Annotated in this window: 8 protein-coding genes and 1 pseudogene; all 9 read right to left on the bottom strand. The window is 45.6% G+C overall.

All coding sequences use genetic code 11. The features are described 5' to 3' along the window. Positions 1-664, bottom strand: a pseudogene (locus tag DP091_RS29535) (DNA/RNA helicase); the annotation flags it as partial. A 447-nt stretch (positions 665-1111) separates the two neighbouring features. Then, on the bottom strand, positions 1112-1534 hold the full coding sequence (locus tag DP091_RS29530; protein ID WP_113061600.1) for a hypothetical protein: 423 nt from the start codon (positions 1532-1534) through the stop codon (positions 1112-1114). A 284-nt stretch (positions 1535-1818) separates the two neighbouring features. Continuing rightward, entirely contained in the window at positions 1819-2541 is a 723-nt protein-coding gene (locus tag DP091_RS29525; RefSeq protein WP_071219809.1) for a response regulator, read from the bottom strand. 4 nt (positions 2542-2545) lie between these two features. After that, positions 2546-3700: a sensor histidine kinase gene (locus DP091_RS29520; RefSeq protein WP_113061599.1), complete on the bottom strand. Its 1155-nt coding sequence runs from the start codon at positions 3698-3700 to the stop codon at positions 2546-2548. Between the two features lie 45 nt (positions 3701-3745). Continuing rightward, positions 3746-6448, bottom strand: coding sequence for a stalk domain-containing protein (locus DP091_RS29515; RefSeq protein ID WP_113061598.1), 2703 nt, complete (start codon positions 6446-6448; stop codon positions 3746-3748). A gap of 452 nt (positions 6449-6900) precedes the next feature. Next, positions 6901-8106 carry a methionine adenosyltransferase gene (metK, locus tag DP091_RS29510; protein ID WP_113061597.1) on the bottom strand — a complete coding sequence of 402 codons (1206 nt, stop codon included), beginning with the start codon at positions 8104-8106 and terminating at the stop codon, positions 6901-6903. Between the two features lie 224 nt (positions 8107-8330). After that, positions 8331-8618: an alpha/beta-type small acid-soluble spore protein gene (locus DP091_RS29505; protein WP_113061596.1), complete on the bottom strand. Its 288-nt coding sequence runs from the start codon at positions 8616-8618 to the stop codon at positions 8331-8333. A 187-nt stretch (positions 8619-8805) separates the two neighbouring features. Next, the gene (locus tag DP091_RS29500; RefSeq protein WP_113061595.1) at positions 8806-9315 is read right to left on the bottom strand and encodes a hypothetical protein; all 510 of its coding nucleotides are present in this window, start codon (positions 9313-9315) and stop codon (positions 8806-8808) included. 103 nt (positions 9316-9418) lie between these two features. Beyond that, positions 9419-12940 carry an S-layer homology domain-containing protein gene (locus DP091_RS29495; RefSeq protein ID WP_113061594.1) on the bottom strand — a complete coding sequence of 1174 codons (3522 nt, stop codon included), beginning with the start codon at positions 12938-12940 and terminating at the stop codon, positions 9419-9421. Positions 12941-13281 lie beyond the last annotated feature (341 nt).

Raw genomic sequence — 13281 nt, 5'->3', positions numbered from 1 at the left:
CGGCGCATGCCGTGCGGCTTCGGGCCTCGCTGCCGCATCGCCGGCAGCGGGGGGCCATGGCCCGGCGGCGCAGCCAGCCGGGCGCACTACGCGGGGCAGGCTGTGCCAGCCCCGCTTCCAACCGCAGGCGGCCCAGCAGGATGCCGAGCTGGGCCGCGGAGCGCCAGTCCCCGGTGTCCCCGGAGACCTCCGCCAATAAGGCCTCAACCTCGCCGGCAAGCAAGGCTCGTCCTGCCATGCACTGAATCAGCAGCTCCGCCTGCTGCATCAACAAACCCCAATCCTCATCCTCGTTCCTATTTACGATAGAGTAATTTGCATACGATCCGTCCAACATTTGAATCTCCTTAAACAAAACACTCCATTGCGATCTGCTTCCTTCAGGCTCATGTAATAAGAACGAACTTAAGTTCTGGTACAAATATTTCTGCCAATCCGATTTCCCCCATTGATCCATGTCTTGGAGGGATCGAAATCTCTCTTGAATGGAAACTGCCCATCCTAGTGGGACCTGTGTTGATAACAGCACCAGTACACCTGAGCCGGCTTTCTCATCCGTCGATCTTTTCACTCCATACCACCATTGAAGATCCACCCGCATATCCAGCGAGAGATAACACTCCCATTTCTCTGATGTTCGAGTGGCATATACGGCAATCCGCATGACATCAACTCCAATATCAAGACATAAAAGCCTGGTAAAAGGCCGAGTGCTGGTACGTTATTAAGAAGCGCGTACTTCAAGATTTCATATCTACAGCTACCAACTCCTATGCTAAGACCATTACATTATGAAATAGATCCTTCTCACGATGCCCTATGTTGAAACCTGTCACCTCCTTCTTTTAGCTGCCTTATTCCCACTTCTCCTAGTCGGGTACACATACCGCTACGAGAAACAGTCAATCACAGGGAACCAAAATCAGAGTTGAATGTAGGAGGTTCAGCGAGGATCAGCCATAGACAAAGTTAGAACAAACACGCTTGGATGTAGAAAAGCCGCTCCTCTTCTCAGAAATGCAAAAACACACCCCTCGCTTACGCTAGGAGTGTGCTTCACGCCTTTAACAATATGAATACGAACCTGGTAACCAAAACAACTTGCAGATGTTTATCCCTGTACATATGGAATTCGAGCAGCCTCCATCGGGTTTCTTAGATCGATCCGTATCACTTCTTCTTCATTCGGATCGGCATCCACTTCCCGTGATGCCGAATCATCGGACCTCCAAGTCCCATATACCAGTTCAATTCCGGACAAATGAGTCAATCTTTGGACAATCTTCAGTGTATCATCGTACGATTGATCATCAAGGACGGTGACACGCACGCGCGTCCCGCTCAGCAGGGCATACCATGAAAGGGCTCTCAAATACCATTCCACCTGCCGCTCATGGTTGGACGTGATCAGCACATAATGCCTGCGCCGCCCCGTGCCTTCACCGGCTCTTCTAAGATGACGGGCATGCACGATATGAATCAGAGCAACAGCAATCCCGTACACCGCGAGTATCCACAGCAATTGGGCAACCATGAGACTCACCTCCTTCTCTTATCAACAATATATGCTGATCAGGAGGGGACGGTGACAGTTAAGAAACCAGGGCCCACACGGAACTTGATGGGAACGGCTCAAATACGGTAATCAGAACATCTAGGGCAGCGCGTTTTCACGGAAGTCAGACATCGCTGAATAAGTTCATTCTCAAGGTTGTTCAGCTTCGGTGGAAACTTTCAAACTCCATATCATAACAAAAAGGAACCGCCCTTGGCAGTTCCCTCCCTATGTAAGACGCGTCCGTGCATTCGGATCGGCGATTACAACGTCACCCAGCCATATTTGATCGAGTTGATAACCGCTTGCGTACGGTCGTCCACTTCCATCTTCTGCAAAATGCTGCTGACGTGGTTTTTTACAGTTTTTTCACTAATGAACAGGTACTCCCCTATCATCTTGTTGCTCTTGCCTTCGGCCATTAGTCTAAGCACTTCTGCTTCGCGCCTTGTCAATGGGTTATTCTCGCCTGCCACGAACTTGACTCCAGCCTCACGCGAGCCGCTTTCAGCCATAGCGCCTGCTTCGTTTACATAAGTCATCCGGCGGAGCTGCTGAATAAGCTTGCCCGTAACTTTCGGATGGATAAATGCATATCCCTCATGTACCGATCGAATCGCATTAATCAGTGACTCGGCTTCCATATCCTTCAGGAGGTAACCGTTTGCTCCCTTACGGAGCGTTTCAAACACATAACTCTCGTCGTCATGAATCGACAGAATGATAACTTTGATCTCAGGAAACATTTCACGTAGTTTCTCAGTTGCTTGAACGCCATTTTCGGTAGGCATGTTGATATCCATCAGCACGATATCCGGCTTCACTTCGTTACAGAACTCAAGTACTTGAATTCCATCGCCGCATTCACCGATTACGTCAATGTCGTCCTCCATATTCAGTATACGCTTCAGACCCTCCCTAAACAGCTGGTGGTCATCCGCTAATAATACTTTTATAATCGTGTTCTCTTTTTCCAAATGTTCCATCCGATTACTCCTTTCTCTTTTCTACGTTCGTCGGGATATGAATCACGATCTTGGTTCCTTGATTCTCCGCTGAATCGATCTCCATTCTCCCTTCGAGCAGCTCAACCCTCTCCCGCATGCCAATTAACCCAAAGTGGTCCTTGCTTTTCTGCTCCAGCAAATCGACATTGAATCCCAGGCCATTGTCCTGTACAACGATCTTGACCAATTGCGCCTGGTACGTGATTTCAACAAGCACATAAGTCGGGTAAGCATGTTTTGCAGCATTCGAAAGTGCTTCCTGCACCAACCGGTAGATGGCAGCCTCCATCGCAGAAGAGAGACGATGCTCTTTTCCCCGTGTCTCGAAGATCGTGCGGATTTTCGATTTCTCTTCATAATCATGCACGTATTTACGCAGTGTGGGGATTAATCCTAGATCATCGAGTGCCATTGGACGCAGATTAAAAATGACTTTTCGCATTTCCTCCAAGCTCGATCGAACCTGGCCCTTCAAATCTACTATTTCGTCCTGCACCATCTTAAATTCCTGCTTTGCGAGCATTCTTTCTACAATTTCCGTCCTAAGAACCAGATTCGCCAGCAATTGTGCAGGTCCATCATGAATCTCTCTGGAGATGCGTTTCCGTTCCTCTTCCTGCGCCAAAATAATTTTGAGACCAATGACCTGTCTGTTTTTCGCAGATTCGATGATTCGGGATACCTGCCCCAGCTCCCCGGACAAGTATTCCAATACCACGCCCATCTGAGATCCGATCGATTCTGCACGCTCCACGGAGCTCTCGACATTACGAACCCGCTTCTGCAGCTCATCTCGTCTTGCCTTCAGATACATTTCCTTCTCCCGGTAGATCATGAGGTCAAGCTGAAGCTGCGTCGCTTTCTCATACGCCTGCTTGATGTCCTCTTCCTTGTACCGGACAAAATCCCGGCTGACCTCGGTCAGCCGGATCCGGGAACGGCGGTAGTTCAGCTCCAGCTGATCTACCTTCTCTAAGGTTTCCGTCGTTTCTTTTAATGTCCGCTGCAGTTCATGATTGAGAGACGCGAGTTCCTGCCGCGACGCCTCCAATATTTCGAACATTTGGTATTTGCTGTCCTCCATCACTTTGATGGCATTTTTTATGACACGGTCGATGGCATCGGCTTGATAATCCACGCACTCTACTCCATTTCTAACGTTTCATATACATATCATACCATATCACGATTCGATCGTAACGGTCTTCGTGTTCTTGTCCCATTTTACTTTAAGGCCTAATTGCTCGGAAACGAGACGAAGAGGGACCAAAGTCCTACCACCTTGAACCATAGGTGCTACAGCCGCCGAACTGCGCTTACCGTTTAGAATGAATTCCTTCTTGCCGACCGTCAGTTCCATGAGCATGCCGCCCCTCAGGACACCCACCCGCTGAGCGGATTGGTTCCAGGTTGCTTGCCCGCCGAACGCGTCGAGCACATGCTTAATCGGAACGTAAGTCGTTCCATTCTTCAAGATTGGTGCCGAATCAATTGCCACTTTCGAACCATTCAGCATAAGCGATTTTTGCCCAATGGTCATGACCGCTTTGCCTGTTGGAAGACCTTCATTCCCGGATAGGGACGGCATCGTAAAGCGGATATCGTCAAAAGATACAGCTCCTGTCAATGCGCGCTCATCCTGGCCTTCTTCCACGTTCACCACATACAACCGCTTCATCTGTGCCGGGAATGCAATGTTATGTCCGCTGAGATCGATGCTCAGTGTTTTCCAGCCGCTCCAATCAATTGCTTTTGCCAAGTCGACGTACACGGTTTTCCCATTATTGTCCTTGAGCTCGGCGCGCAGCCAGTTCAGGCTGTTATCTCCCTCCACATCGATGGTCATGGCCGTTGCCTGTGCAGGGATCACTTTGCCAGTTGCGCCATTCAACTCGGCGTAAGCGTACATTTTTTGCCCTAATCCGCCTGTCATATCATAGGTCAAGTTCAAGACTTTAGATGATGCTTTTGCTCCGCTGCCATTTTTGATCGCTGCAGCCCCGGTAACTGCCGGTACATTGGTCGTGAACTTCACCGGGTAATTCACATTCTCGAAGTTCTCCCATGTGCTCTCGCCCGCTGCCGATAAAATAACGACCGTGCTAAAGCCGTCATAGCGTGCGATGGCATAACCGACTTTCGTATTGCTGTTCACGGAGGATACGGTCAGGCGGCCGTCTTTTACGCTGCCTTTAAATCCGATAAACTCCCATTTCAGCGCACTGCTTGGAACTTCCAAGCTTTGACCATTGCCTGTTACGGCCGTCACCGGCACGGAAACGCTCGTTCCAGCCTGCAGCGGTGCGCTTGATACGCCGGTAGTCAATGCAACAAGATCATCCGCGCCCAGCACTTTGACTTGCATCGTAGCTTTCGTGCTGCCGCTTACTGCCGTCAGTGTTGAGGTACCCGGCTTTGTCGCTTTAATGCTTTGTCCGTTGACCGCTAAATTGCCGTTGCTGGACTTCCAAGTCGGTTTAATCGAACCTGCCTCAATTGGATTATAGTAAGTATCATAGCCCTTCAGTTCATACGTGCCGATCTGGCCGATCAGGAGCGTGTTGCTTCCGCTTACTTTTAAGCCCTTCAAGCTGCCCTGAGGTGCCGTTGAGAACACGCCGAGTGCGTTAACGATGCTGCGCTGCGTGGTGCCGTATTCCGTATTGAAGGTCAGCTGGGTGTTCATCTCGGCAAGTGGACGGTTTACCATCGTTGTCGATCCGCCGCCGTCCAGGTTCATTCCCTTCCATACTCCAACCTTCGTCATGAAATCCTGAAGCTGCTGCAGCGTCATGCCTTTGCTGTTATCGTTGCTCTCTGTGGCAATCAGGTAAGCGTAACGCCCGTCTTTGGAGTAACCTACGGCTGTACGTGCCCTGCTTCCTCCAATCGAATTCACGTTTCGAGAGAATGAAGTGGCCTTGCCGTTATCTACCAGAATCGTATGGCCGCCAATCATCATTTGGAGTGTAGTTGGGTCCAGTTCTTTGCCTGATTTTTTGGACACCAGAGCATAATCGGCTTCCAGCCTCTGTCCAACTGCCAGATTTTGTTTCACGAACTCCGCCGCAGCCCCATGGGTTCGCAAAATGTAGCTTCCCTCCGGTATCGCTGTTTGCAATCCTGCCATTACTGAAATATCGGTGATGACCCCATCCGTTACCATAACCTCCGTTGGCGTTGTCGAGCTGTTCTTAGGACGCTCCATAGCCTTCCATGCGCTGGTGTAGATATAAGCTGAATTCGCATGGCTATACGTTGATCCGGTGCCCTCAGGAGCATAAGATGTTTTGTTCATGCCCGCGAGTGGGAATGAGGCGCCATTCTCAGCTGTAATACTCCCCGAGAATGCAAACTCATCCAGAATTGGCGTTCCATCGTTCGTTACTCCAAAAGCATACATGCCTTTCAGTTCCGACGGGGTTGACATCAACTGACCGTTTGATACTTGAGCACCCATCGGAGCCCCTTCGCTGCCGGTATTAAAAAAGTCACCGTTTATAGCAGCAACCGCTCCGTTCTCCTTAGCCATTCCGCCCGTGCTTTGTCTGGTTGTAAATTGATTTCCTTGGCCTGTCATGACATCCAGTTTCACGTACTTGTTGTTCAAGTCCACCCGAATGACATTAGCCAACGATTTTGCGCCAGTACTGTTGATATACTGATATTTCATTAAAATCGCACCGGAAGTAATGATTTCCTCACCAAGCTTCTTAGCCGATGTTGATGCCGCATAAGCTACCGAGGATGTTGATAGATTCCCTATCACTGGTATTCCGCTGCTCAGCACAGGACCCACCCAGATGACACCTGCCAATGTAATAATCAACCATTTCTTGCCTGCACCAGATGTTGTAGACTTCAGTGTTTTCCCCTGACTAACCATGTAATCGTAACTCTCCCATCTCTCGTTCAACACGGATGCCGAACATATAAAGTCTCTAATTAATAGACTTCATTTTTGCGGAAAAGTTACGAATTTGTTATAAAAAAACACTTTCGCGTATCGTACACCAAGTCTTGTTAAATTTGTAGCGGCATTTTTTAGAAGTCTATGTAAATCAATCCTATGTTACTACTTTTTCTCGAAAAAGTAACTAGTTTGTCATAAATTATATTCCTGATTTTCCAATTATTTAATGAAAATGCTGATAACTACGGTAGGTCATCGCTTTTGTAATTATTTCATTTTTGTCATATTTTCCGGTTCAACTGAGTTGAATCTCTACTCATAATTAGAAAGAGAAGCAGAAATAAGGCATGCACCGATTTTTTCAGAAGAAAAATTAAATCAGCACATGCCTAAATTTTAAATTTGCTACATATCTTAAAATTACCTTAGTTTACGCCAGCTTGTTCTTTCAACGCTTCCGCTTTGTCTACGCGCTCCCAAGGAAGATCGAGATCCGTACGTCCAAAATGTCCGTAAGCAGCGGTTTGTTTGTAGATCGGACGACGAAGATCCAGCATGCGGATGATTCCAGCCGGACGCAGGTCGAAGTTGTTACGCACAAGCTCAACCAGCTTCTCTTCGCTCACTTTACCTGTTCCGTAAGTATCTACACTAATCGACACTGGGTTAGCGACACCAATAGCGTAAGCCAATTGAATTTCGCACTTGTCCGCAAGCCCTGCAGCAACCAGGTTTTTAGCCACGTAGCGAGCCGCGTAAGCAGCGGAACGGTCAACCTTTGTAGGATCCTTACCGGAAAATGCACCGCCGCCATGACGCGCGTAGCCGCCATAAGTGTCCACGATGATTTTGCGGCCTGTCAGACCAGCATCCCCTTGAGGACCACCGATTACGAAACGGCCGGTTGGGTTAATGAAATATTTAGTTTCTGCATCCAGCAATTCAGCCGGTACGACAGGAAGAATAACTTGTTCTTTAATATCCTTCTGGATTTGTTCCAGCATTGCTTCTTCAGCATGTTGAGTCGATACTACGATCGTATCCACGCGAATCGGTGTATTGCCGTCATACTCAACCGTTACCTGGGTTTTACCGTCCGGACGCAGGTATTCCAGCGTACCGTCTTTACGAACCTCGGACAAACGACGAGCGATACGGTGAGACAATGCAATCGGAAGAGGCATCAGTTCTGGCGTCTCATTCGTTGCAAAACCAAACATCAGACCTTGGTCACCAGCACCGATGTTCTCAGTTTCCTTGTCCACTTGGGAAGGATCACGATTCTCCAGTGCAGCGTTTACCCCTTGTGCAATATCGGCAGATTGCTCATTCAGCGATGTCAACACCGCACATGTATTGGAATCAAAACCGTATTTTGCACGGGTATACCCGATTTCCTTCACGGTATTACGTACGATGGATGGAATATCCACGTATTCAGATTTAGTGCTAATTTCACCAATGACCAAGACAAGACCAGTCGCAACGGAAACTTCACAAGCTACGCGTGCGTTCGGATCGTTAGCCAAAAAAGCATCGAGTACCGCATCAGAAATCTGGTCACAGATTTTATCCGGATGTCCTTCAGTTACGGACTCAGATGTAAATAAACGTCGCCCTGTTAAAGACATGAGATCAACCTCCCATATGAATAGTATGTGATATATCAAGAGGTCCTACACAAAAAATGAACCTTTTCCGACAGGAAAAGGTTTGAAATGTACAATCCTCAACATGCATATTAACTTATTTGTTACCAGGTGTCAATCCAGTAAGTAAGCTGTTTTTCAAGGATTTTCTTGGGTTTTTCAATCATTTTAATCAAGAATAAGTTCCACTTGTAACTGAAAAACGACTACAGTCTACCGAAGAGACTTTGTTCAGCGTTTCGAACCAAACGTTTAGTGATCTCTCCACCAACGGATCCGTTCTCACGGGATGTTAGATGTCCCCATCCAGGACGACGGCTGGCAGATCCACCTCCGATGGTTCCTAACTCGGAACCAAATTCCGTATCGGCTCCATTGGAACCGCTACCATATCCTACAGGTAATCCAAACTCTGCTGCAATTTCGTATTTCATTTGCTTCAGCATTTCACGACTCTCAGGTACCACTTGACGGTTACGACTGCTGCGTGCCATGAAAATACACCTCCTGTATTGGTTTTTACAGAAGTATTATTTGTCGATTTCAAGGCACACACACGTATAAAACGTTGTCACAACTGGCAATAATTATAAGAGGAATAAGCCGGACAAAAGTTCTCGCCAAACCACTCGTGGATGAAGCGATATCAGCAGATGTCTAACTCACCTTAGTTGCCGATCATTACTTAATGGTGTAACCGCCGCGCACCATGACAATCAAATTGCTTGTCTGTCCTTCTTTCACCTGAATACCCCGACCTTCACGCGGGAAGGAAAGCAGATGGTTCTTAGGCGCCGTTTCTCCATTTAACAGGTCTTTACCGTCCGTTAGGTCCGCAACGCCGCTAGCGACTTCTGTGTAGATCACAGCATTACCTGAACGTACGATGAACTCCGTTCCTGCGTCGGCAATCAGAATCTTGCCTGGCTTCAGTGCAACATTCTTAACTTCGTCGGCACCTTGGGATGGCTCCGTTGGATTTGTAGGAGTTGTTGGGTTCGTAGACCCTCCACCATCACCATTCAGCGCTTGCTGAATTTGTTGGTCCACGTAGCTCTTCGTGACGACCGGGTCATCAGTGGTGCCTGGGGTGGTGCCAGCACCAGTGGCGGTATTGCTGAAAACGGCACCAATATAAATGCCAGCTCCTACAGTGAGTGCGGCCATCGATACTTTCATATAAGCTTTCATGTGGATCTTCGTTCCTCCTTCAAGAATTTGTTTTGCTTCCTAGAAATAAAAAACCAGAGAACCGAAGTTCTCTGGTTTTAGTGAATCCATAACTTAATCGTTATTATTTAGCGATTGTTACAGATACATCAACATTGCTGGATCCGAATTGTACAGTAGCTTTGAATTGATCACCGACAACATTTTCACCATCGCCCAGTACAACTACGATAGCTTTTTTGTCAGCACTCAATTGAGCGTTGTCATAAGTTTTAGTTCCAACTGTAACCTTACCAACAATGGAATCTACAGCTTTGCTTAGATTTACTGTCAGTGTACCTGCTGCTGCATCTACACCCTTAGCAAACGTCAATGTATCATCAACCACTTTAGTAGAACCCTCTACATCTTTACTACGAAGTGCAGTAAACTCATTAGCTTGAGTATTATTAATGCGTTCTACCAAAGCGTCCACTGTAACATCAGTTCCAACACTATAAGTTCCAGTAGCGGAATTATAAGTAATTGATGTAACAGAAGCAGCATTAGGATCAACATCTACTGTAATCGTATCTGTTTTCACGCCTGCCTCAGCAGCAGTCAATGTGAACTGTTTACCAACAGCAACAGCTTTAACTCCAACAACTGCATCAGTTACTTTTGTAGAACTTACAGTAGGGTTAGTTACACTGGAAGAAGGAGCATTAACAGTGTATACGCTGGAATCAACAGCTTTAGCAGTTGTTCCTGCAGCAACGATGTATCTAGCATCTTTCACCTGAACAGATACTGGTTTCGTCTTAACAGACTCTTTGTTAATTTTCACCAAGATCTCATTGTTGTTTTGGATTGTTGCAGTGTAATCAACAATCGCTGTCAAAGCTGGTGTATTAGTTTCAGACAGATCCTTAACAACCAGATCGTTAGCAATAAGAGCTCTAACATTTGCATCAAGAGCATCGATGTTGGACGAGAACTCAATTACAAACTCATTATCAGCAGTTCTTGCCGAATCCACTTTAGTAACACGAGGCGCTACAGCGTTGTTAACTGGCATCGAAGCATTGGAAGACAGATTCAACTTGTTGTTGGAATATGTCTCAATGGAGTTGTTAGCGAACAATGTAATTGTTCCACCAGTTACTTCGTCAGTGGTTTTCAGTGTTACTTTGTTCTCATCAATGGAAACACTTGATGGATAAGTGCCATTGATTAAGAAATCACCGATGTTTGCAGTTGCGATTACTTGGTTGAAAGTCAATTCAAATGTCTTAGCATCTTTTTGTACAGCTGCAGTCCATTTCAGTTGGTTAGTTGCAGCATCTTTCAAGACGGAAGAATCCAAGGATACAACTTGACCAGTTTTGGATTTCAAACCAGTTGTAGTTACACCTTTAACGGAGCCACTTGGTCCGAAAGTCACTTTAGTTCCATCGATGTATTCTGGGAACTGAAGCACTACAGATTTACCACCGTTAACCGCGTTCACAGTAACTTCGTTTGGAATAGCGATATTTTGTGCGTTAGCACCATTTTTCTGGAAGTTAATGTAGTAGTTGCCTTTAACATTAACTGTAGCCAGATCCATTTCTCTACCGAAGTTCAGTGTAAGTTTACGAGTAGCTTCATTATAGTCTGTAGAAGAAATAGTTGGATTCGCAGTATCATTCGCTACGAAAGTACCATTGTATTCTACCAATGTATTTTTCAACGCAGTCGTATCTTGAACATCAGCCACTTTAAGGCTATAAGTTCCAGATGCAAGTGTATTGAAGAAAGTAACATAGAAAATCTTGCTAGAAGCATCAGCTGCTACAACATTGCTAACTGGGATGACATCGTTACCTTTTTTAACAGTGAAGTATTTTTTATCAGCTGCATTAACTGCTTTGTCGAAACGAACAGTCAACGTGTTAGTGCGATCGCCGAAAGTAGTTTCAACCACTTGAGGACGAACCAAGTCTACGCTTGCTGTTACTTTGTGTTCTTTCACAGCATTAACGTTACCGGAATAGTCTTTAACATCAATATGCAGAGTCGTCTCATATCCTGGAAGACGGTTGCCGTTCGCGTTGAAGTCTACTTCGTAAACATTAGCAGCGATTTGCGTTGCTTTACCAGTTTTCTTGGTAGTGCCAGACAACCAGTAGAAGCTTTCAGTTGTTACAGAATCCGGATCGATCTCTTCGTCAAAAGTAACAGTTACTTTCTCCAAAGTAGCGGAAATTTCAGTAACTTTAGGACCTTCACTATCTACAGCAACAGTGAATTCTTTAGTGTCAGCCAAAGATTTCAGACCAGCATAGTCTTCAATCAGGGAAGTAGTCAGCTTGTGAGCTCCAACTGCGATTGAACCTGTGTAGTCACGCAGAATCACTTCTCTTTGGTTAGCACCTTGTGTAACGGAACCAACAAATGCTTTGTCATCCAATTGGAAGTTACTGCTTGTCGGAGCTACAACCGGCTCAGAGAAAGTCACTTTAATAACTTTTGTACCCAGAGCTTTAACTTCAGTTACTGTTGGCAATGTGTTGTCAGTAACAGTGAAGGAAACTTCACCTTGTGGCAATACAGAACCAGTATTGTTCTTCACGTTCTTAACAACAACTTTGTAAGTAGTACCTTGAGCAAATTTGCTGGATTCGTTCAACAACAAACGAGCTGTTTTACCATCTTCCAACAAAGTGATGGATTTGATCCCTTTAGAGTTAGAATCAATGCTGTAGTTGTTTTTGTCAGTTGCAGTAGCTTTGTCTACTTTACCGTCAAATACTACATCAACCTCTTTCAGGTTGCTTGCGCTTGCGGATTCCACTTTAGTAGCAGATGTTACTACCCAAGTTACACTTTCAGTGTACTCGTAGTTGTTATGTGTGAATTTCACTTCAGTTGCAGTGTTAGCTTTCAGAGGAGTTTCCAGTTCAACTTTCACACTTTCGTTGTTAGCAAGTTTGAAAGTTACAACTTTACCACTCTCAGTTACGTCATAAGAAACCACTTTTGGTTTTTGTTGCGACAGGTAGATTGTGTAAGCAACTTCAACCAGTTGGGAACGGGAAGCGTTAGCTTTAGGGTTAGCTTTAGCGTCTACCAGACCAGCGTTGATTGCTGCTTGAACATAACCTTTAGCCCAGTCAGAAGCGTTGTTGTTCGTTTCTGTTGGAATTTCAAGTTTTTGAGCAGTAACGAGAACCTTCGCCATTTCTTGAACGGTGATTTTACCGTTGAAGTCGAAGATCATTTTCGTTGTGTTTTTACCTTCCATCAGACCAGCAGCATAAACTGCTTCTACATAAGGAGCTGGCCATTTGTCAGCTTTGTAGTTTTTGTCTTTGAAAGACGCTTTGCCTTGGATTGGCTCAAGACCCATGATGCCTACCAAAACTTTCGCGAACTCAGCGCGAGTCATTTCTTTGTCAAGACCAGCAGTTCCATCTGGATAGCCAGTGAAGATACCTTTTTCTTTCAGTACATCAAATTTCTGTTGTGTGTTAAGCGCATCGTCACCGAATGCAACAGAAGCAAACATGGAGAATGCCATTGCTGTAGACAGTGCTACGGATAAAATTTTCTTCATAACCTTTTTTTCTCCTCCTTGAATCATCACTTGATTGTTTTCTTTAATTTGGTAGCTCTTATCACTCATTGTCCTGCACCTCCTTTCCCGAGTTGAGCATAAATCATAAATGATGTCTGTGACGATATCACAGAATCTTGTTAACGAGAGAACACTACAAACTAGAATAGATTCCTAATCCTACCTAGGTATTATACAACGAGTCCCATACTCCGTAAAGAACATTTTTCTAATTAATAGACAATCTTCTTGCATCGGATAATCTTGGGTTCCTCATTGGGTTCTACATTATAAACGTTTGATTTCTCGAAAAGTTGCGGTTGTTGCAAAGTTTTTTTAAAAATATTTTCGAAATCATTTTCAATTCACATAACATTGGATTCATTACATATTGCGACAACAAAAAAAGA

This window comes from Paenibacillus sp. MDMC362, from assembly GCF_003269305.1.
In the GTDB taxonomy this organism is placed as follows: Bacteria; Bacillota; Bacilli; order Paenibacillales; family Paenibacillaceae; genus Paenibacillus_AQ.
The sequence above is the reverse complement of the archived record's forward strand: the minus strand, read 5'-3'. Positions and strand labels throughout refer to the sequence as shown.

What these genes read in the sequence shown, in the direction of transcription:
- DP091_RS29530 (WP_113061600.1), bottom strand. Translation starts at nt 1,534, where the DNA reads ATGGTTGCCCAATTGCTGTGGATACTCGCGGTGTACGGGATTGCTGTT.
- metK (WP_113061597.1), bottom strand. Translation starts at nt 8,106, where the DNA reads ATGTCTTTAACAGGGCGACGTTTATTTACATCTGAGTCCGTAACTGAA.
- DP091_RS29515 (WP_113061598.1), bottom strand. Translation starts at nt 6,448, where the DNA reads ATGGTTAGTCAGGGGAAAACACTGAAGTCTACAACATCTGGTGCAGGC.
- DP091_RS29525 (WP_071219809.1), bottom strand. Translation starts at nt 2,541, where the DNA reads ATGGAACATTTGGAAAAAGAGAACACGATTATAAAAGTATTATTAGCG.
- DP091_RS29505 (WP_113061596.1), bottom strand. Translation starts at nt 8,618, where the DNA reads ATGGCACGCAGCAGTCGTAACCGTCAAGTGGTACCTGAGAGTCGTGAA.
- DP091_RS29495 (WP_113061594.1), bottom strand. Translation starts at nt 12,940, where the DNA reads ATGAGTGATAAGAGCTACCAAATTAAAGAAAACAATCAAGTGATGATT.
- DP091_RS29500 (WP_113061595.1), bottom strand. Translation starts at nt 9,315, where the DNA reads ATGAAAGCTTATATGAAAGTATCGATGGCCGCACTCACTGTAGGAGCT.